At 70.0% G+C, this 19,040-nt stretch carries 19 protein-coding genes; 9 read left to right on the top strand and 10 right to left on the bottom strand.

Going from position 1 to position 19,040, the window contains the following annotated elements; translation table 11 throughout:
* Nucleotides 1-68 precede the first annotated feature (68 nt).
* Complete coding sequence (locus ABIC28_RS23460; protein WP_097212139.1) at nt 69-980, bottom strand: LysR family transcriptional regulator; 912 nt, start codon at nt 978-980, stop codon at nt 69-71.
* A 120-nt stretch (nt 981-1,100) separates the two neighbouring features.
* On the opposite strand from ABIC28_RS23460, the gene ABIC28_RS23455 reads away from it, so the two are divergent.
* Both ABIC28_RS23455 and ABIC28_RS23450 read left to right on the top strand, forming a co-directional pair.
* Nucleotides 1,101-1,940 (top strand): Rossmann-fold NAD(P)-binding domain-containing protein, encoded by an 840-nt coding sequence (locus tag ABIC28_RS23455; protein WP_097212138.1) that lies wholly within the window; start codon nt 1,101-1,103, stop codon nt 1,938-1,940.
* A gap of 5 nt (nt 1,941-1,945) precedes the next feature.
* Nucleotides 1,946-2,584 (top strand): anthrone oxygenase family protein, encoded by a 639-nt coding sequence (locus tag ABIC28_RS23450; protein ID WP_209926643.1) that lies wholly within the window; start codon nt 1,946-1,948, stop codon nt 2,582-2,584.
* Here ABIC28_RS23450 and ABIC28_RS23445 read toward each other — a convergent pair.
* The 3 genes from ABIC28_RS23445 to ctaC form a co-directional block, all read right to left on the bottom strand.
* Nucleotides 2,568-4,934 carry an arylsulfatase gene (locus tag ABIC28_RS23445; protein WP_209926645.1) on the bottom strand — a complete coding sequence of 789 codons (2,367 nt, stop codon included), beginning with the start codon at nt 4,932-4,934 and terminating at the stop codon, nt 2,568-2,570. The two genes, ABIC28_RS23450 and ABIC28_RS23445, sit on opposite strands and share 17 nt — an antisense overlap.
* A gap of 204 nt (nt 4,935-5,138) precedes the next feature.
* Nucleotides 5,139-5,555: a cytochrome c oxidase subunit 4 gene (locus tag ABIC28_RS23440; RefSeq protein ID WP_097212136.1), complete on the bottom strand. Its 417-nt coding sequence runs from the start codon at nt 5,553-5,555 to the stop codon at nt 5,139-5,141.
* A 48-nt stretch (nt 5,556-5,603) separates the two neighbouring features.
* Entirely contained in the window at nt 5,604-6,674 is a 1,071-nt protein-coding gene (gene ctaC, locus ABIC28_RS23435) for an aa3-type cytochrome oxidase subunit II (RefSeq protein WP_027500068.1), read from the bottom strand.
* 204 nt (nt 6,675-6,878) lie between these two features.
* On the opposite strand from ctaC, the gene asnB reads away from it, so the two are divergent.
* Nucleotides 6,879-8,834 carry an asparagine synthase (glutamine-hydrolyzing) gene (gene asnB, locus ABIC28_RS23430; protein ID WP_354581111.1) on the top strand — a complete coding sequence of 652 codons (1,956 nt, stop codon included), beginning with the start codon at nt 6,879-6,881 and terminating at the stop codon, nt 8,832-8,834.
* 71 nt (nt 8,835-8,905) lie between these two features.
* Here the strand turns inward: asnB and ABIC28_RS23425 are convergent, their stop codons facing one another.
* From ABIC28_RS23425 to ABIC28_RS23415, 3 genes are all read right to left on the bottom strand, one after another.
* Nucleotides 8,906-9,871 (bottom strand): carbohydrate kinase family protein, encoded by a 966-nt coding sequence (locus ABIC28_RS23425; protein WP_354581109.1) that lies wholly within the window; start codon nt 9,869-9,871, stop codon nt 8,906-8,908.
* Between the two features lie 215 nt (nt 9,872-10,086).
* Entirely contained in the window at nt 10,087-10,455 is a 369-nt protein-coding gene (locus ABIC28_RS23420) for a HesB/IscA family protein (RefSeq protein WP_027500065.1), read from the bottom strand.
* Nucleotides 10,456-10,622: 167 nt separating this feature from the next.
* Nucleotides 10,623-11,699 (bottom strand): glycerate kinase family protein, encoded by a 1,077-nt coding sequence (locus tag ABIC28_RS23415; RefSeq protein ID WP_354581107.1) that lies wholly within the window; start codon nt 11,697-11,699, stop codon nt 10,623-10,625.
* A gap of 115 nt (nt 11,700-11,814) precedes the next feature.
* Between ABIC28_RS23415 and ABIC28_RS23410 the strand changes: the two genes are divergently transcribed.
* Nucleotides 11,815-12,474: a DUF3043 domain-containing protein gene (locus tag ABIC28_RS23410; protein WP_097212133.1), complete on the top strand. Its 660-nt coding sequence runs from the start codon at nt 11,815-11,817 to the stop codon at nt 12,472-12,474.
* Nucleotides 12,475-12,484: 10 nt separating this feature from the next.
* Here the strand turns inward: ABIC28_RS23410 and ABIC28_RS23405 are convergent, their stop codons facing one another.
* On the bottom strand, nt 12,485-12,709 hold the full coding sequence (locus ABIC28_RS23405) for a hypothetical protein (RefSeq protein WP_097212132.1): 225 nt from the start codon (nt 12,707-12,709) through the stop codon (nt 12,485-12,487).
* Between the two features lie 84 nt (nt 12,710-12,793).
* On the opposite strand from ABIC28_RS23405, the gene ABIC28_RS23400 reads away from it, so the two are divergent.
* From ABIC28_RS23400 to ABIC28_RS23385, 4 genes are read left to right on the top strand one after another with little or no spacing between them, the layout of a single operon-like run.
* Nucleotides 12,794-13,768 carry a GlxA family transcriptional regulator gene (locus ABIC28_RS23400; RefSeq protein WP_097212215.1) on the top strand — a complete coding sequence of 325 codons (975 nt, stop codon included), beginning with the start codon at nt 12,794-12,796 and terminating at the stop codon, nt 13,766-13,768.
* A 3-nt stretch (nt 13,769-13,771) separates the two neighbouring features.
* A complete protein-coding gene (locus ABIC28_RS23395) occupies nt 13,772-14,329 on the top strand; it encodes a bifunctional adenosylcobinamide kinase/adenosylcobinamide-phosphate guanylyltransferase (RefSeq protein WP_257017494.1) in 558 nt (185 codons plus the stop codon).
* A gap of 55 nt (nt 14,330-14,384) precedes the next feature.
* Nucleotides 14,385-15,506 (top strand): nicotinate-nucleotide--dimethylbenzimidazole phosphoribosyltransferase, encoded by a 1,122-nt coding sequence (cobT, locus tag ABIC28_RS23390; RefSeq protein WP_097212130.1) that lies wholly within the window; start codon nt 14,385-14,387, stop codon nt 15,504-15,506.
* A 2-nt stretch (nt 15,507-15,508) separates the two neighbouring features.
* Nucleotides 15,509-16,279 carry an adenosylcobinamide-GDP ribazoletransferase gene (locus ABIC28_RS23385; protein WP_097212129.1) on the top strand — a complete coding sequence of 257 codons (771 nt, stop codon included), beginning with the start codon at nt 15,509-15,511 and terminating at the stop codon, nt 16,277-16,279.
* A 15-nt stretch (nt 16,280-16,294) separates the two neighbouring features.
* Here ABIC28_RS23385 and ABIC28_RS23380 read toward each other — a convergent pair whose 3' ends face one another.
* On the bottom strand, nt 16,295-16,894 hold the full coding sequence (locus tag ABIC28_RS23380) for a peroxiredoxin-like family protein (RefSeq protein ID WP_354581102.1): 600 nt from the start codon (nt 16,892-16,894) through the stop codon (nt 16,295-16,297).
* Between the two features lie 100 nt (nt 16,895-16,994).
* On the opposite strand from ABIC28_RS23380, the gene ABIC28_RS23375 reads away from it, so the two are divergent.
* Nucleotides 16,995-17,873 carry a sigma-70 family RNA polymerase sigma factor gene (locus ABIC28_RS23375; protein ID WP_209926653.1) on the top strand — a complete coding sequence of 293 codons (879 nt, stop codon included), beginning with the start codon at nt 16,995-16,997 and terminating at the stop codon, nt 17,871-17,873.
* Between the two features lie 41 nt (nt 17,874-17,914).
* Here ABIC28_RS23375 and ABIC28_RS23370 read toward each other — a convergent pair whose 3' ends face one another.
* Complete coding sequence (locus ABIC28_RS23370) at nt 17,915-19,018, bottom strand: branched-chain amino acid aminotransferase (protein WP_097212126.1); 1,104 nt, start codon at nt 19,016-19,018, stop codon at nt 17,915-17,917.
* Nucleotides 19,019-19,040: the final 22 nt, after the last annotated feature.

Below are 19,040 nucleotides of genomic sequence, written 5' to 3'. Positions count from 1 at the left end.
CCTTCGTCGTTCCGGTGGCCCGGCGCTCGCACCGCTCCCCTCCCCCAAGGCACGGTCGACGCCGCCGCTCACCCCTCCAGCAGTGGGTTTCCCCTGGCCGCCACGAAATCCTGTGCCGCCTCCGCGAAGGCGCGGATCCGGCTCGTCTGACCCGCCGCCCGCCAGATCAGTCGCCACTCGAGGGCGGTGCCGTCGACCACCGGCACGTACGTCACGTCCGGGCGCGCGTCGTATCGACTGGCGTGGGTGGGCACCGGGAACACCCCCTGCCCGGCCCCGACCAGCGCCAGCATCTCCTGAACCGTCCCGAAGTCGGGTCCGCGTTCGATGACCCTGCCGCTCGGCGTGCTCCGCGGCACCGTGGCCTCGTCGAGATCGTCCGGAATTCCGCGGGGCCGCAACACCTTCGCCCGGGCGAGGTCCTCGATCGTCACCGATTCCAGGCGCGCGAACGGGTGCCGGGCCGAGACCGCGAGTGACGTCTGCTCGCGCAGCAGCACCGGGCTCTGTTCGAGCTCCCGGACGTGCCCGACATCGGCCGCCGCGACCAGGCCGTCGATCTCGTCGCTCAACAGCAGCCCGACCCCGTCGCTGTAGTGACTCTCCCGGATCTGGACCCGACACCCGGGGTGCCGCTCCTGGAAGGTGGTCGCGACCTCGAGTACGAACTGTCCGAGCGCGGTCCCGACGAATCCCACCCGCAGCACACCGTCGAGCCCCCGCCCGGCGGCGATCGCCCTGGCGATGGCCGCCCGGATCTGCTCGTCCGCGGGCCTGAGGTCCTCCTCGAGCCGTCGGCCGATCGGGGTGGGTGTCACCCGGCGGCTGGTCCGCTCGAACAGCGGGGCGCCGACGCGGCGCTCGAGCGCCTTGATGGTCTGACTGACCCGGGCGGTGGAGACGTGCAGTCGCTCCGCCGTGCGGCCGAAGTGCAGCTCCTCGGCCAGGGTCAGGAAGATCTCGATGTCGCGCCGCTCCATGCGGCAACCCCCTTTGTTTAGCCACAGGTTAACGATTCTTGCGCAAACTGCCGTTGTTGGCGACCTTCCCCTGAGCGATCGTAATGGGGACAACAACATTCGAGCGGCAAGGAGATCCCCATGAACGGCCACACACCGAACCCCGCAACCCTCGTCCTCGGCGGCACCGGCAAGACCGGCCGCCGCGTCGCGCAGCGGTTGACCGGTCTCGACCTGCCGGTACGTATCGGCACCCGCTCGGGTGGGGTCCCGTTCGACTGGGAGGACACCGCGACCTGGGAGCCGGCACTGGAGGGCATGACGGCGGCGTACATCTCCTACTACCCGGACCTGGCGGCCCCCGGCGCGGTGGAGGCCATCGCCTCGTTCTCCGAGTTGGCGGTGGACCGCGGTGTGCAGCGCCTGGTGTTGCTGTCGGGCCGGGGCGAGGTCGAGGCGCAGGCCTGCGAGAAGGCACTGACGGATTCGGGCGCGGACACCACGATCCTGCGGGCGAGCTGGTTCGCCCAGAACTTCAGCGAGGGCTACCTGCTCGATCCGATCCTCGCCGGCCAGGTGTACCTGCCGGCCGGGGACATCCCCGAACCGTTCGTCGACGTCGAGGACATCGCGGACGTCGCCCTCGCCGCGCTCACCCAGCACGGGCACACCGGAGAGATCTACGAGCTCACCGGGCCCCGCGCGATCACCTTCGCGGAGGCCGTCGGCACGATCGCCACCGCCGCCGGTCGGACCATCGACTACGTGCAGGTGCCCGCCGAGGACTTCGCCGAGGGACTCGCCGCCGAGCAGGTACCGGCCGACGTCGTCGAGTTGCTGATGTATCTGTTCACCACCGTCCTCGACGGACGGAACGCGGAGCCGGGCGACGGGGTCCGGCGAGCACTGGGCCGCGCGCCGCGCGACTTCGCCGAGTACGCCTCCGCCGCTGCCGCCACCGGCATCTGGAACGTGGGGTGACCGTGATGAACACCAAACTCCTCCAGACGATCACGTTGCTCGGCGCCGGTGTCACCGCCGGACTGATGGCGGGACTGTTCGCCGCGTTCGCCTACGCGGTGATGCCGGGTCTGGGCCGCACCGACGACCAGACCTTCATCTCGGCGATGCAGAAGATCAACGTCGCAATCCTCAACGGCTGGTTCATGATCTGCTTCCTCGGTGGGCTCGTCCTCACCGTCGCGGCGCTGCTCCTGCACCTGCGTTCGGCACGCGGCACGCTCCCCTGGATCATCGCCGCGCTGGTCTTCTATGTCGCGATGCTCGTCATCACCGCCGCCGTCAACGTGCCACTCAACGACGAACTCGCACGGGCGGGCGACGTCATCGCGAACCCCGACGTGGTACGCGAACAGTTCGAATCCCGTTGGGTCACCTGGAACATCGTGCGGGCGGTCGTCAGTACCGCCGCCTTCGCGGCACTCGCCTACGCCCTGGTGGTGCACGGGCGGGAGACGGCACCGCAGGCGCAACCGACCGCCGCGGCTGCGGCCACCGCAGCTGCCGCCCCCGAGGTTCGTCCCACGTGGATGTACCCGGCCGAACAGATCGGCAACGGCAACGGCGGAAACCGGAGCCTGCCCTCCGTCACTGACGGGAGGTAGCGACCCGGATGGCCTCCTCCGGGTCGATGAGATGGGAGTGGTCGTCGTCGCCGACCTCGATCTGCACGACGTCGATGCGGCCGTTGAACCTGGTCTCTCCCAGATACCCGACGCTGACCGGCATCCCGTAGTCGTCGCCGATGTCCGTCGTCTCGTCCGCGGAGAAGATCATCGGCTGCGTCTGCTCCACCCGCCCGGTACCGACGGGGCGGCCATCGTGAAACAGGGTGACATCGCCGCCCTTCGCGAGGCCGCCCCCGTCGTATGCGAACTCGGCGCGGATCTGGTGACTGCCCGCGGGGATGTCCTCGGTCGCCTCGATCGTGAACTCCCTCATGCCGAGCAGGTTGTAGACGAACGCGGTTCGCCCCTTCTTCACGTAGAGCGCCCATCCGCCGAAGCGACCGCCCTGCGCGATGACCACGCCGTTGGTGGCGACGTTCGTCGGCGTCTCGACCGCGGCGGTCACCGAGAAGGATCGGTTCTTGATGTCGATGACGCTGTGCTCGCTGAGCCGCTTCATCCCCGGGAACAGCACCTGCGTGTTGCCCGAGATCAGTTGGGGGCGACCGGCGATGGTCGGGTTGATTCGTTCGAACCGGCGATCGTCGATCGGCAGCACGTTGTACTTCACGGCCTCGATCAGCCACAGGCGCTGCAACTCGGCGAGCTTCTCGGGCATCTCGGCGGCCAGGTCGTGGGCCTGGGTCCAGTCGGTGGTGCCGTCGTAGAGTTCCCACACGTCGTCGTCGAGCGCCGGCAGTACCTCGTTCGGCAGCCAGGGGGTGCTGTGCCGGGTGACCGCGCTCCAGCCCTTGTGGTAGATGCCCCGATTGCCTGCCATCTCGAAGTACTGCAGGTCGTGCCGCTCCGGCGCGGAAGCGTCGTCGAAGCTGTACAGCATGCTGGTGCCCTCGATCGGCGCCTGCTGCACTCCGTTGACGAATGTGGGCTCGGGCAGCCCGGCGGCCTCGAGCACGGTGGCCGCGACGTCGATGACGTGGGTGAACTGCGAACGGATCTCGCCCTTGGCGGTGATGCCGTTCGGCCAGTGCACGATCGTCCCGTTGCGGGTACCGCCCCAGTGCGAGGCGACCTGCTTGGTCCACTGGAAGGGTGAGCACATCGCCCAGGCCCAGCCAACCGAATAGTGGTTGTAGGCCTCCACTGTGCCGAGCTTGTCCTTGACCTCCGCCATGAACTCCGGGGTCTCGATCGCGGCGAGGCCGTTGAAGTTCGCCATCTCGTTGAAGGCCCCGTTCAGCGTTCCCTCGGCGGAGGCCCCGTTGTCGCCGACGATGTAGTAGATCAGGGTGTTCTCGAGCGCCCCCATCGCGTCGATCGCGTCGACGACGCGGCCGACGTGGAAGTCGGTGTGCTCGAGGAAGCCCGCATACACCTCCATCTGGCGTTCCAGCACCGGCTTGAGTGCCTCGTCCATGTCGTCCCATGCCGGGATCGCGTCGGGACGGGCGGTCAGTTCGGCGTCATCGGGCACGACCTGGCGCTGTTTCTGCCGATCGAGGATCGATTCACGCTGGGCGTCCCAGCCGCCCGCGAACCGGCCCGCGTACTTGTCGGCCCACTCGGCGGGCACGTGATGCGGGGCGTGAGTGGCGCCGGGGGCGAAGTAGACGAAGAACGGCTTGTCGGGCGCGAGCGCCTTCTGGGTGCGCACCCAGTCGATGGCCCGGTCGGCCAGGTCCTCGGTGAGGTGGTAGCCCTCCTCGGGCGACTTGTCCGGCTCGACAGGGGCGACGCCCTCGTACAGCGCCGGGTAGTACTGGTTGTTCTCGCCGCCGATGAACCCGTAGAAGTGCTCGAATCCGCCACCGCCGGTCGGCCAGGCGTCGAACGGGCCGACGGGCGAGGTCTGCCACGGTGGTACCTCGTGGCACTTGCCGAACTGTGCGGTGGAATAGCCGTTGAGTTTCAAGGTCATCGGCAGTGCGGCCTTGGTGTTGGGGCGGAGCCCGGACGAGCCGGGCGCCGAGGTCGCGGTCTCGGTGATCATGCCCATCCCGACCGAATGGTGGTTACGGCCGCTGAGCAGCGCGGCGCGGGTCGGCGCGCACAGCGCGGTCGTGTGGAACCGGGTGTAGGTGAGTCCGCCGCGCTGCAGGCGTTCGGCGGTCGGCGTGTGCGCCGGTCCCCCGAAGGCGCTGCTGGCACCGTATCCCACGTCGTCGAGCAGGATCACGAGAACGTTCGGTGCGCCCTCCGGCGGAAGCAGCGGCTCGATCGGCGGGAACGCGGTGTCCGGATCCTTCGCGTCGTAGGTCGTCAGACCGATGTGCTGCCGGTCCGGAATCGGAAGAACCCCTCGGTACTCGCCCGCTCGATCCACCATGGCCACTCACATTCCGTCGTCACCCATCGGAACGCCCGCCGGCCCCACGTCGGAACCGCCGACAGCGCCTTGCCGTCCGACCATAGCCCGGGCAACACGGAACCCGACGACGAATCGAATGGGCGGATCGCCGAGCCTAAACGGCGAGGGCGCCGAACCCCGTGTGGGATTCGGCGCCCTCGCCGTGCTCAGGTGTGATGCGGCTCAGTGCTTCTCGGGTCCGACGTGGTACTCGAAGACCAGACCCACGGCGGTGGCCAGGATCAGCGCCACGCCGACCGCGATCAGCCACGGCTGGAAGAAGGCCAGCGCGACCGCGGTGAATGCCGCCGCGAAGGCGAGCAGGACGGGCCAGTAGCTTCCCGGGCTGAAGAAGCCCAGGTCGCCCGCGCCGTCCGAGATCTCGGCGTCGTCGTAGTCCTCGGGGCGGGTGTCGAGTCGCCGTGCCACGAACCGGAAGTACGTGCCCACGATCAGGGTAAGTCCGGCGGACAGCACGATCGCGGTCAGGCCGGCCCACTCGACTCCGGTACGCGATGCGGCGGTGAAGACGCCGTAGACGATCGCGACGAGGATGAAAAACACCGTCAAGATCTCAAAGAGCTTGGCTTCGATCTTCATTTCAGCAAGTCCTTCAGCGGTTGATGGGTCTGGGTGCCGTCGGCACTGCTACTGGTATTCGCCCTCGAGGACGGTGGTGGCCTGCCGGTACGTCCGCTCCGTGTTGAACGGCTGCGTGGACGTGGCGACCGGAGACTCGCCGATCTTCGCGAGCGCCTCGGCGGTGGTCAGCGCCTGCCCACCCTCGTCGAGCGGCTTGCGCAGCTCGATGTACTCGGCGAACTTCTCCGGGCTGACCGCGCGGACCTCGAAGTTCATCATCGCGTGGTACGTGCCGCACATCTCGGCGCAGCGGCCGACGAACGCGCCTTCCTTGGTGATCTCGCTGATCTGGAAGACGTTGTCGGAGTGGTTCTGCTCCGGGTTCGGCATGACGTCGCGCTTGAACAGGAACTCCGGCACCCAGAACGCGTGGATGACGTCCGCGGCGTTGAGCACGAACTCGATGCGCTTGCCGGTGGGCAGCACGAGGATCGGGATCTCCTGGCTGGATCCGACGGTCTCGATCTTGTCGAATCGCAGGTAGGAGATGTCGTTCGCGGACTTGCCCGCGTTCGGCGGCGGAACCTCTTCGCCGCGGAGCACCTGCTCGCCTGCCGGCTCCTCGGCGTACGCCTGCGCTGCGACGTCGACGCCGTCGTACTTGGCACCGCCCTCACGCAGGTCGATGCTGCGGTAACCGAACTTCCAGTTCCACTGGTACGCGGTCACGTCGACCACCACGTTCGGGTCGTCCTTCTTCTCGTGGACGTAGTTCTGCACGACCACGGTGAAGTAGAACAGCACGGCGATGATGACGAACGGCACCGCGGTGTAAAAGAGCTCCAGCGGGACGTTGTAGGCCGTCTGCCTGGGGAACTCCGGAGAGTCCTTCTTCTTCCGGTGGAAGATGACCACCCAGAAGGTCAGGCCCCACACAATCACGCCCATGAACAGGGCGGCGATGACCGACCAGGTCCACAGTTCACGCATCCGCTCAGCCTGCGGGGTAATGCCCGACGGCCATCCGAACCGAAGCACCGAATTGTCGATCGAACATCCCGACAGCAGCATGGCAGCAAGGCCCAAAGATGCTGCGAGCCCTGCTCGTCGAAGGATCCGACTCTGCGCCACGTTCACGCCTTCCTGATCGCCGCAATGAATAAGGGCAGCCCCAGCCGGACGCCCGAATACTACGCAGCGTAGACCAAAGCTGGCGCCTCTCCACCGTCGGGTCACAACATCAGTTCCGCGAGTCTGCGGCATACTCGGCAGAGTTATTCGGCAATCCGCTGCATACCAGTGTGGAGCCTTCCCCAAGAGCGAATAGAGGTATTGGACGCCGTGTGCGGACTGCTCGGGCTACTGACCTCCTCCGGCACCACCGAAGACGCGGTTTCGCGCGTCGACTCGGCGATGCACTGCCTGCGGCACCGCGGGCCGGACGAGCACGGAACCTGGAACGACGACGACCTGATCTTCGGCTTCAACCGGCTCTCGATCATCGACATCGAACACTCGCATCAGCCGCTGCGCTGGGGCCCGCCGGAGAACCCGACCCGATACGCGCTGACCTTCAACGGTGAGATCTACAACTACCTCGAACTGCGGGCCGAGCTGGCCCGGGATCACGGTGCCGAGTTCAGCACCGAGGGCGACAGCGAGGCCATCGTCGCGGCGTACCACCACTGGGGAGCCGACGCGGTGCGCCGGTTGCGCGGCATGTTCGCGTTCGCGATCTGGGACACCGAGACCAAGGACCTGTTCCTGGCCAGGGACCCGTTCGGGATCAAGCCGCTGTTCCTGGCGACGGGCACCAGGGGCACCGCCTTCGGCAGCGAGAAGAAGAGCCTGCTGGAGCTGACCGAGCTGATCGGCGTCGGCACGGACCTCGATCCCCGCGCCACCGAGCACTACACGGTGCTGCAGTACGTGCCCGAACCGGAGACGCTGCACGCCGACATCCGCCGCCTCGAGTCCGGCTCCTATGCCTGGGTGCGGGCAGGCGAGGCGCCGCGGATCACCCGCTACTTCACCCCGAAGTTCCCGGCCAAGCCGTTCACCCCTGGTTCCGAGCAGGCCCGCTACCAGGAGATCGCCGAGGCCCTCGAGGACTCCGTCGCCAAGCACATGCGGGCGGACGTGACCGTCGGGTCGTTCCTGTCGGGCGGCATCGACTCCACCGCGATCGCGGCCCTGGCCATCCGGCACAACCCGAACCTGATCACCTTCACCACCGGGTTCGAGCGCGAGGGCTACTCCGAGGTCGACGTCGCCGCCGAGTCGGCCGCCGCGATCGGTGCGAAGCACGTGGTCAAGGTCGTCAGCCCGGCCGAGTTCGCGGCCTCGATCCCGGAGATCATCTGGTACCTCGACGACCCGGTCGCCGACCCGGCCCTTGTGCCGCTGTGGTTCGTCGCGAAGGAGGCCCGCAAGCACGTCAAGGTGGTGCTCTCGGGCGAGGGCGCGGACGAGCTGTTCGGCGGCTACACCATCTACCGCGAGCCGCTCTCGCTCAAGCCGTTCGAATACCTGCCCGCCCCGCTGCGCCGGGCCGCGGGCAAGCTCTCCGACCGGATCCCGGAGGGCACCCGCGGCAAGAGCCTGCTGCACCGCGGCTCGATGACGCTGGAGGATCGCTACTACGGCAACGCGCGCAGCTTCAGCGACGCCCAGCTGCGCGCCGTGCTGCGCGACTTCCGACCGGAGTGGACGCACCAGGACGTGACGGCGCCGATCTACGCGCAGTCGCGGGACTGGGACCCGGTGGCCCGGATGCAGCACCTGGACCTGTTCACCTGGATGCGCGGCGACATCCTGGTCAAGGCCGACAAGATGACGATGGCGAACTCGCTCGAGCTGCGGGTGCCCTTCCTCGACACCGAGGTCTTCGAGGTGGCCTCGCGGGTGCCGCTGGAGCAGAAGATCACCACCAGGCGAACGAAGAGAGCCGCATCTGCGCCGCACACCACCAAGTACGCGCTGCGCCAGGCACTGGAGGGCATCGTCCCGCCGCACGTGCTGCACCGCGCCAAGCTCGGGTTCCCCGTTCCGCTGCGGCACTGGCTGCGCGGCACCGAGCTGTTCGACTGGGCACACCAGCAGATCGCGGACTCGCAGACCGACCACATCTTCGACAAGGCGGCGGTCACGGCGATGCTGAACGAGCATCGCGACGGCGCGTCGGATCACAGCCGCCGACTGTGGACGGTGCTGTGCTTCATGGTGTGGCACGGCATCTTCGTGGAGAAGCGGATCGTGCCGCAGATCCAGGAACCGGTCTACCCGGTCCACGTCTAGGCGCTTCGCGCCTGTGCGCGGTTGACGAGTCTCAGGACTCGTCAACCGCGCACGGGCGGCGTAGCCGCCAGTTACTCCAGCAGTGCGCCGATCTCGTCCGCGGCGTCGGTGCCGTAGGCCTCGGCCAGGCGCTTGACGGCGTCGTCCCGGTCCAGGGTCCATTCCTGGGTGCCGGTGGTCTCGAGCACCAGCACCGCCACCAGCGAGCCGAGCTGAGCGGACCGCTCCAGGCCGAGGCCTGCGCTCTGTCCGACCAGGAATCCGGCGCGGAAGGCGTCGCCGACGCCGGTGGGATCCACCTTCGCCTTCTCTGGCACGACGCCGACGCGGACGAAGTTGCCCTCGCGGTCCACCATCTCGACTCCCTTGGCGCCGAGCGTGGTGACCCGCAGTCCCACCTGCTCCGCGACCTCGGACTCGGTGAGCTCGGTCTTCTGCAGCAGCAGGCCCCACTCGTACTCGTTCGTGAACAGGTACTTCGCGCCGCCGATCAGTTCCTTCGCCTCCGCGCCGGACAGCCGGGCGAGCTGCTGCGAGGGGTCGGCCGCGAACGGCAGCCCCAGCTCGCGGCACTGCTCGGTGTGCCGGATCATCGCCGCGGGGTCGTTCGCACCGATCAGGACCAGATCGACGCCCTCGGCCAGGCCCTCGAGAGAGATCTCCCTCGCCTCGCTCATGGCGCCGGGGTAGAACGACGCGATCTGCGCCATGTCCTCGTCGGTGGTGCACACGAAGCGCGCGGTGTGGGCGGTCTCGGAGACGTGCACGGAGTCGCAGTCGACACCGGCGGACTCGAGCCAGGCGCGGTACTCGGCGAAGTCGGCACCGACCGCGCCGACGAGCAGCGGGGTGCCACCGAGCACGCCCATGGCGTACGCGATGTTGCCGCCGACGCCGCCGCGACGCACCACCAGGTCGTCGACCAGGAAGCTCAGCGAGATGTGGCTGAGCTGGTCGGCGAGGAGCTGGTCGGCGAAGCGCCCGGGGAACCGCATCAGATGATCGGTGGCGATGGAGCCGGTGACCGCAATTGTCACGCGCAGAGACCTCTCAGTAGTTCGTCGATACCGCGGCCATGTCCGTCGGCCGCGGCGCTGATGTGCCGCAAAACTGCCACGGTACCGGCACGTCGGCGCCGCGGCGACCAGAGCACCCTGGCGGTACCCCTGATACACCTCTGACGCGGGCCCACGTGGGGCACCGCGTCAGAGGTGTCGACGGACTCACGCGACGCGGACGTCGCGGGGTCGGATCAGTTGAACGAGTCTCCACAGGCGCAGGAGCCGGTGGCGTTCGGGTTGTCGATCGTGAAGCCCTGCTTCTCGATGGTGTCTACGAAGTCGATCGAGGCGCCCTCGACGTACGGCGCGCTCATCCGATCGACCGCGAGGCTGACGCCACCGAAGTCGACGACCAGGTCACCGTCGAGGTTCCGGTCGTCGAAGAAGAGCTGGTAACGCAGTCCGGCGCAGCCGCCCGGCTGCACGGCGATGCGCAGCGCGAGGTCGTCGCGACCTTCCTGGTCGAGCAGCGCCTTGGCCTTCGACGCGGCGGCGTCGGTCATGGTGACCTTGTGCGCCTCCGTCTCGACCGGAGCTGTCGTCTCGTTCTGCACAGTCATGGGCTCTCCCTGTTCGCTCGTACCAAACCCGTGAACGCTTCAACGGTACTCTGCCGTGCAGTATTCCTGACGGGGCCGACGACGATGACGGCGCCGTCGACAATGTTCCGGGTCGGACTGCCTCCAGTGTGCCGCGCCGCGCCCCTACCGCGCCACCAGCGGCCGTGTCATCGCCCCTCCTGCGGCCACTGCCGGGCCACCTTCTCGGTGAGCGCGCGCAGCTGACCAGCCGCATCGGACATCGCCAGGCGCACCGAGCCGGCGTGATCGGTCACCGAGTACAACGCGCGCAGGCCCGCGGCCTCGACCTCGCTCGCTCCGAGCTGCACCTGACCCGCGATCACCACGGTCGGCACCCCGTGCCCGGCCGCCGCCTCGGCGAGGGCGATCACCACCTTGCCGCGCAGCGACTGGTGGTCGAACCGCCCCTCCCCGGTCAGCACCAGGTCGGCGGACGCCAACAGCGACTCCTGCCCGGTGTGGGTCGCGACCACCGCGGCACCCGATTCCCTCGTCGCGCCGAGCGCCAGCAGCGCCGCGCCGATCCCGCCCGCCGCGCCCGCCCCCTCGACGTCGGCCACCCGTTTACCAGCGGCCGACTCCAGCACCCGCGCCCACTCGGCGTTGCGTCGCTCCAGCACCTCCACGGCCGCGGCGTCCGCACCCTTCTGCGGCCCGAACACCACGGCGGCGCCGTGCTCGCCGAGCAGCGGGTTCCGCACGTCGGTGGCGGCGATCAGCCGGATCCCCGCCAGCCGCTCCCGCGCGGAGGCGACGGCCGCGCGGTCGGTCCCGCCGCCGAGAGCCTCGACCAGTCCCCTGCCGCCGTCGGTGCAGCCGCTGCCGCCGAGCCCGACCACCACCGTGGTGGCGCCCGCGTCCACAGCCGCGGCGATCAGCTGCCCGACGCCGCGGCTGTGCGCGGCGACCGCGGTGCGCGGATCCGGCGGCCCGCCGAGCAACGCCAGGCCGCAGGCCTGTGCCGATTCGAGGTAGGCGGTGTCTCCGGCGGCCAGCCAGTGGGCCCGCACGGGCGCGTCGAGCGGGCCGTCGACGGTCACGGCGATCGGCTCACCGATCCGGGCCGCCAGCACGTCGACGAAACCGGGTCCGCCGTCCGACTGCGGCGCCTCGATCGGCTCGTCGTCGGGCCTACCCGCGGACCAGCCGGCCGCCATCGCCGCGGCGGCCTGGACCGCGGTGAGGGTGTCCCCGAACGAATCCGGCGCGATCAGCACTCGCATCGGCCGAGTGTAGGACCGGCGGCGCCGCCCGGCAGCGCGGCGCGGGGTGACCCCGTGTCCATCCCGACGGGACGGGTGCGAATCGATGCACGCGCACGGCAAGTAACCTGAAGGGGTGAAGCTGCTGCGCCGAGGAAACTCCGACACCCCCGACAACGGCGACCATGAGGTCGTCGAGTCGACCGCGGTCGAACTGACCTCCCCCACGTCTGAGACCGAGGGCAAGGGCAGGCCGACCCCGAAGCGCCGCGAGGCCGAGAGCAAGCGACGCGGCCCGGTCGCACCCGCACCGCTGACCGCAAAGGAAGCGCGGGCTCGACGCAAGCAGACCCAGGGCAGCAAGGAGGAGCGCAAGCAGGCCTCCGCGGAGCGCCGGGCGACCGCCGCCGATCGACGCGCCCGAATGCTCGCGGGTGAGGACAAGTACCTGCTGCCGCGCGACAAGGGCCCCGTGCGCGCCTACGTCCGCGACCTCGTGGACTCCCGCAGGCACCTGGTGGGGCTGTTCATGCCGCTGGCGCTGCTGCTGATCATGGCGATGTTCCTGAGCCCCGCGATCCAGTCGATCGTGACGCTGGGCATGTTGGTGCTGATGTTGTTCATGCTGGCCGAGGGGTACATCATGGGCCGCACCATCAATCGGCAGGTCCGCGAGAGGTTCCCCGACACCATGGACGGCGGCCTGAAGCTGGGCTGGTACGCGTTCGTCCGGGCCTCGCAGATCCGGAAGATGCGGGCGCCGCAGCCCCGGGTCTCCCCTGGCGACGCCGTCTAGTCGGTACCCCTCAGCTGTGCGGCGCCCGGTGCCGCACGGCCTGGAGGTCGGCGAACATCCGTTCGGCGTCCCGATCGACGACGTTCACCGAACCCGAGGCGTCATCGGACCGAAAGTGGTTGAACCGGTATCGCCGGATGCCGGCGGGTTCCCGGTCCCGGTCGCGGCGGGCGACCGCCAGGAAGACTCCCTGTAGGGCGATCATCAGCAGGACGAGCGCAATGAATGTGGTCATGGCTGTAATTTTGCGGCCATGGATTTGCCGCCAACAGTGGCAGCAATGACATAGTTCGTCAATATCGCGCCATATACTGTGCTCATGCTGTCCTCGGTCGCGGTACTGCTCGTCGACCACGCCGCCATGTTCGAGTTCGGCGTGGTCTGCGAGGTGTTCGGCGTCGACCGCACCGCGGCGGGCCTGCCCGCCTTCGACTTCCGGGTCTGCGGCCCGGAGGCGGGCGTACCCCTGACGTCCGTCACCCCCGGCATCTCCATCACCCCCGAGCGCGGACTCGACGGACTGCGCGGGGCGGACCTGGTCGCGATCCCGGCCTCCGCGACCCGCACCGACTTCCCGCCCGCCGTCGTCGCGGCGCTGCGGGAGGCCGCCGACGCGGGCGCCACCGTGCTCACGGTCTGCTCGGGCGCGTTCCTGGCAGGCGCCGCGGGGCTGCTCGACGGACGCAAGTGCACCACCCACTGGGTTCACGCGGACGAGCTGGCCCGCGCCTTTCCCACCACCACCGTCGATCCGGACGTCCTCTTCGTCGACGAGGGCAACCTCATCACCAGCGCGGGCACCGCCGCCGGGATCGACGCCTGCCTGCACCTGGTCCGGCGCGAACTCGGCAGCGCCGTCGCGAACACCATCGCGCGTCGCATGGTGGTGCCGCCGCAACGGGACGGCGGCCAGCGCCAGTTCATCGAGCGGGCCGTGGTCGACTGCGCCGACGACAGCATCACCGACACCCTGCGATGGATGAGCGAGCACCTCGACGCCGCCCACAGCATCGAGAGCCTGGCGGCGCGGTCGACGATGTCGACCCGCACCTTCGCGCGGAAGTTCGCGGCCGAGACCGGGACCACGCCGGTCAAATGGCTGACGACGCAACGGGTGTTGCTGGCCCAGCAGCTCCTCGAGGAGACCGGCTACGGGCTCGAGGAGATCGCGGGCCGCTGCGGGTTCGGGTCCGGCGCGCTCCTGCGCCACCACTTCCACCGGCAGGTCGGGCTGGCTCCCGCCGACTACCGCCGACGGTTCGGCGACCGCGCCCCTGCCGTTGGTACCGTCTAGCCCGTGCCGTCCCCCGCCCCGCAGCCGCCGCTACGCACCCTCGTGCTCGGCGGGGCACGATCCGGCAAGTCCGGCCACGCCGAGGCACTGATGGACGGATCCGCGCCGACCGCCGTCCGCTACATCGCCACGGCCCGCCTCGACGCCGACGACGCCGACTGGGAGCAGCGGATCGAGGCGCACCGCAGCCGCCGACCGCGGGAGTGGACCACCGTCGAGAGCGCGACCGGCGCCGGGCTCGCCGAGCTGCTGCGCACCGACGCCGCCCCGACCATGGTCGACGATCTCGGCACCTGGCTGACCGCGGAGATGGACGCGGCGCAGGCCTGGGAACTCCCACGAGGCACCCTCGCCCCCCGGATCGACGACCTGGTCGACGCCGTCGCCGACCATCGCGGCAGACTCGTCCTGGTCAGCCCGGAGGTGGGCCTCGGCGTGATCCCCGAGACCCGGTCCGGTCGACTCTTCCGAGACGAGATCGGCTCCCTCAACGCGAGGATGGCCCAGGTCTGCGACGAGGTGCTCCTCGTCGTTGCCGGGCTGGCGACCAGACTCAAGTGACGCCTATTTCAAGTGACACGTTCAAGCGGTACCACGCTGAAGTGAGAGGTCAACTGTGACAACCGAATCGGGCATCCCCTCCGAGGCGGCCTTCGAGGCCGTCACGCCCCCGGACCCGGCCGTCGCGGCCGAGGCCGACGCCCGCCAGCAGCAGCTGACCAAGCCCGCGGGCTCGCTCGGCCGGCTCGAGGCGCTCGGCGGATGGGCGGCGGCCTGCCAGGGCCAGTGCCCGCCACGGGTGTTCGCGCGCCCCCGGGTCGTCGTCTTCGCGGGCGACCACGGCGTGACCGCGCACGGCGTGTCCGCGTACCCCGCCGAGGTGACCGCGCAGATGGTCGCCAACTTCCAGGCGGGCGGCGCGGCCGTGAACGCGCTCGCCGCCACCACGGGGGCGGGGGTACGGGTGGTCGACATCGCCGTCGCGACCGACACCGAGCCCTCCGTCTCCACGCACAAGGTCCGGCGCTCGAGCGGATCCATCGACCGCGAGGACGCGCTCAGCGAGTCGGAGACGCTGCAGGCCATCGCGGCGGGGCGCGCCATCGCCGATGAGGAGATCGACAGCGGCGCCGATCTGCTCATCGCGGGCGAGATGGGCATCGGCAACACCACGCCCGCGACGGTGCTGATCGCCGCGCTGACCAACACCGAGCCGGTCGCCGCGGTCGGGCGTGGCACCGGCGTCGACGACGCCGGTTGGAGCCGCAAGACCGCGGCCATCCGCGACGCGATGCGCCGGGTCCGGCCCGTCACCGCCGACCCGGTGGCGCTACTGCGGGTGGGCGCGGGAGCGGACCTGGCGGCGATGGCCGGGTTCCTGGCCCAGGCCGCGCTGCGCCGCACCCCCGTCATCCTCGACGGCGTCGTGGTGACGGCCGCCGCCATGGTCGCGGAGGACCTGGCGCCCGGCGCCCGCGAGTGGTGGGTCGCAGGCCACCGTTCCACCGAGCCGGCGCACACGATCGCGCTCAAGCACCTGCGGCTCGACCCGATCCTCGAACTGGGCATGCGACTCGGCGAGGGGTCCGGTGCGCTGGTGGCGCTGCCCGTGCTGCAGTCCGCGGTCGCCACCCTGGCCGACATGGCAACCTTCGCCGACGCGGGTGTGAGCACCGAATCCGATGAGCAGGCAACCGATTCCGAGGCCGACGACGAGACCGAGGCCGAGGCGCGCTGACGGTGACCGACGCGCTCGGCGGGATCCGGCTCGCACTGTCCTGGCTGACGGTGCTGCCCGCACGCCACGATCCCGACGCCCCGGCGATCGACCGGACGGCCGGCCGTCGGGCGATCGCCGCGACCCCGGTGGTCGGGATGCTGCTCGGCGCCGCCTGTGCCTGCCTACTCTGGTTGCTGCTCGCGGCCTCGCTCGATCCGGCCCTGGCCGGGCTGATCGCGGTGACGGCACTGGCGTTGCTCACCCGCGGCATGCACGTCGACGGGCTGGCGGACACCGTCGACGGGCTCGGCTGCTACGGCCCGCCCGCGCGCGCCCTCGAGGTGATGCGCGGCGGGGGTATCGGCCCCTTCGGCGTGGTCGCCCTCATCGTCTGCATCGGCGCGCAGGCCCTCTCGTTCGGCTCGCTGGCCCAGTCCGGGCAGTGGATCGCGATCGGTGTCGCCGTGGCGGCGGGCCGGGTGGCGGTCGTGCTCGCCTGCAGGCGCGGTGTTCCCGCAGCGGGCCCGACCGGGTTCGGCGCGCTGGTCGCCGACAGCCAGGGCCGGTGGTCGTGCGCGCTGTGGTCGCTGGCGCTGACCGCGGCTGCCCTGTTCGCGGTACCCGGTCGCTGGTGGCAGGGACCGGTCGTGGTGCTCGCGGCGCTGGCCGCGACCGCGCTGCTGACCCGGCACTGCGTCCGCCGGTTCGGCGGCGTCACCGGGGACGTGCTCGGCGCGGCGGTCGAGGTGACGGTCACCGTCGTCGCCGTCGGTGCGCTTTTGGCCGGGTGAGGCCGCGGGCGGGCATCACCTCCGGGACGACGCGGCAGCGGCCTCGCTCAGGATCTCGTCGACCGACCAGTGATCGGCCGCGTGCCTGCCGTACCTGACGGCCCGCACCGTGCCCTCCTGGCCGATCAGGAAATCGGCAGGCAACCCGAGGACGCTCTGTCCGTGTGGGGTCGGCAGCCCGCCCGCCCGAACACCCTTCGCGACGACGGCCCAGGTCCGCGGGCGCAGCGGGGCGCTCCAGGCACTCGGGTGCAGCACCGCCCTGGCCGCGGATCCGACGCCGAAGGCGGCGTACAGGACCTTGTCGGGGTCCGCGATCGCCGCGAACGGCAGCCGGCCCTGGTGCGGCCGCATGTGCTCGGCCGGGGAATGGAACACCACGACCTCGCGGATCCCGGCGGCGCGGATCTCGTCGTGCCGCCGGGCGATCGGCGCCAGGTGCACGTTGCAGATCGGACACCCCGCAAAGCGTCGGAACTGCAGATGGGTCAGCCCGGAGGGATCGGGCAGGGCGATCCGGTCCCCTCCGATGGTGGTCAGGGTCCGGTGCTCGATCGGGTCGCCGGGGCGCAATCGCCGCGCGGTGATCGGGGAGGTGTTCGTGACTGCGTTCATGATGTCGGGTCTCCTGTCTGATCACCCGGCTCGCGGTTGTCACACCGGCCGGGTTCTGTCCGTCATCTAATTGACAGACGGCGACGAAGGAATGTGACCGATGGACGGCGACGACTTCTTGGCGGAAGAGTTCGAGGCGCACAGCGCACACCTGCGGGCGGTGGCCTACCGCATGCTCGGGTCTGTCGGCGAGGCCGAGGACGCCGTCCAGGAGACGTGGTTGCGGTTCAGCCGCGCCGATACGGACGACGTGCGGAATCTGGGCGGGTGGCTCACCACCGTGCTCGCCCGCGTATGCCTCAATCTGCTGCGGGCCCGCGGTGCGCGCCGCGAGACCCTCCTCGGCGTTCATCTACCCGACCCGATCGTCGCCGGGCCCGACGACACGGGGCCCGAACACGAAGCACTCCTTGCAGATTCGGTGGGGCTGGCGTTGCTCGTGGTGCTCGATACGCTGCCGCCGGCGGAGCGGCTAGCGTTCGTGTTGCACGACATGTTCGCCGTGCCGTTCGACGACATCGCCCCCATAGTGGATCGGTCGCCCGAGGCCGCCCGGCAGCTCGCCAGTCGCGCGCGACGACGCGTGCGGAGCGCCCCGGTTCCCGACACCGATCGGCCACGCCAACGCGAGGTCGTGGACGCCTTCCTGGCCGCCGCGCGCGGCGGCGACCTCGACCGGCTGGTGGCGCTGCTCGATCCGGACGTGGTCCTGCGGACCGACGCAGGAGCGGCCCAGGCGGGAGTACCCGCTGTGGTCACCGGGGCGCCTGCGGTGGCGGCTCGAACGATCACCTTCTCGCGACTGGCCCGGTTCGCCCGTCCGGTGCTGGTCAACGGGACCGCGGGGGTGGTCACCATCGCGCGGGGCCGGGTGCTCGCGGTCGTCGGTGTGACGATCAGGCGCGGGCGGATCGCCGAGATCGACATCCTCTCCGACCGTCGGCGGCTCGGCCGGATCGCCGTCGAGGACGTCGACTGACGCACCCGGTAGGTGCGCCTGCGGCGCCCCCGCTGCCGGACTCAGGCCAGCGTGGACATCCAGCCGTGGGTGTCCGCGAAGGTGCCGCGCTGGATCCCGGTGAGGGTGTCGCGCAGGGCCATCGTCACCTCGCCCGATCCGCCGTCGCCGATGGTGAACTCACCCGCGGCCGACTTCACCGTGCCGACCGGGGTGATCACCGCGGCCGTGCCACAGGCGAACACCTCGGTGATCTCGCCGGAGGCGGCCTTCTCGCGCCACTCGTCGGTGCTGATCTTGCGCTCCTCGACCGCGAACCCCGCATCGGCGGCCAGCGTCAGCAGCGAGTCGCGGGTGATGCCGGGCAGCAGCGCACCGGACAGCTCCGGGGTCACCAGTCGGGCGGACGAGCCGGACCCGAAGACGAAGAACAGGTTCATCCCGCCCATCTCCTCGACGTAGCAGCGCTCCTTCGCGTCGAGCCACACCACCTGGTCGCAGCCCTCGTCGGCCGCCTGCGCCTGCGCGACCAGCGAGGCCGCGTAGTTGCCTGCGAACTTGGCCGCTCCGGTGCCGCCGGGAGCCGCACGCACGTACTCGGTGGACAGCCACACGCTCACCGGCTTCACCCCGCGCGGGAAGTAGGCACTGGCGGGCGAGGCGATCAGCAGGTACCGGTACTCGGTGGACGGACGCACCCCGAGCCCGACCTCGGTCGAGATCATGAACGGGCGCATGTACAGCGAGTCCTCGCCGCCCGCGGCGGGCACCCAGTCCCGGTCCACCGCGAGCAGCTCCGTGATCGAGGCGAGGAACAGGTCGTCGGGCAGCTCGGGCATCGCGATGCGGCGGGCCGAGGCACGCAAACGGTCCGCGTTCGCGGTCACCCGGAACGAGGCGATGGACCCGTCCTGCTGGCGGTAGGCCTTGAGCCCCTCGAAGATCGCCTGGCCGTAGTGCAGCACCATGGCCGCCGGGTCGAGCTGGAGCGGGGCGTACGGCTGCACGGTCGGGCTGTGCCACCCGCGTCCCTCGGTGTAGTCGATCGTCACCATGTGATCGGTGAAGTACTTCCCGAACCCGGGAGCAGCCAGCACCCGATCGCGCTCCGCGGCTGTGGCGGGCGAGGGGTGCGGGATGCGCGTGAAGTCGAGAACACCAGTCATGGCGGGAATCCTATCGAACCGG

It is taken from the genome of Rhodococcus sp. PvR044 (assembly GCF_040548995.1).
Classification (GTDB): Bacteria; Actinomycetota; Actinomycetes; order Mycobacteriales; family Mycobacteriaceae; genus Rhodococcus_G; species Rhodococcus_G oryzae.
This window is presented reverse-complemented; position numbering and strand designations above follow the sequence as displayed.

Bases quoted from the DNA above. Each gene is read 5' to 3' on its own strand.
- ABIC28_RS23460 (WP_097212139.1), bottom strand. From the start codon at position 980: ATGGAGCGGCGCGACATCGAGATCTTCCTGACCCTGGCCGAGGAGCTG.
- ABIC28_RS23455 (WP_097212138.1), top strand. From the start codon at position 1,101: ATGAACGGCCACACACCGAACCCCGCAACCCTCGTCCTCGGCGGCACC.
- ABIC28_RS23450 (WP_209926643.1), top strand. From the start codon at position 1,946: ATGAACACCAAACTCCTCCAGACGATCACGTTGCTCGGCGCCGGTGTC.
- ABIC28_RS23445 (WP_209926645.1), bottom strand. From the start codon at position 4,934: ATGGTGGATCGAGCGGGCGAGTACCGAGGGGTTCTTCCGATTCCGGAC.
- ABIC28_RS23440 (WP_097212136.1), bottom strand. From the start codon at position 5,555: ATGAAGATCGAAGCCAAGCTCTTTGAGATCTTGACGGTGTTTTTCATC.
- ABIC28_RS23420 (WP_027500065.1), bottom strand. From the start codon at position 10,455: ATGACTGTGCAGAACGAGACGACAGCTCCGGTCGAGACGGAGGCGCAC.
- ABIC28_RS23415 (WP_354581107.1), bottom strand. From the start codon at position 11,699: ATGCGAGTGCTGATCGCGCCGGATTCGTTCGGGGACACCCTCACCGCG.
- ABIC28_RS23405 (WP_097212132.1), bottom strand. From the start codon at position 12,709: ATGACCACATTCATTGCGCTCGTCCTGCTGATGATCGCCCTACAGGGA.
- ABIC28_RS23400 (WP_097212215.1), top strand. From the start codon at position 12,794: ATGCTGTCCTCGGTCGCGGTACTGCTCGTCGACCACGCCGCCATGTTC.
- ABIC28_RS23380 (WP_354581102.1), bottom strand. From the start codon at position 16,894: ATGAACGCAGTCACGAACACCTCCCCGATCACCGCGCGGCGATTGCGC.
- ABIC28_RS23375 (WP_209926653.1), top strand. From the start codon at position 16,995: ATGGACGGCGACGACTTCTTGGCGGAAGAGTTCGAGGCGCACAGCGCA.
- ABIC28_RS23370 (WP_097212126.1), bottom strand. From the start codon at position 19,018: ATGACTGGTGTTCTCGACTTCACGCGCATCCCGCACCCCTCGCCCGCC.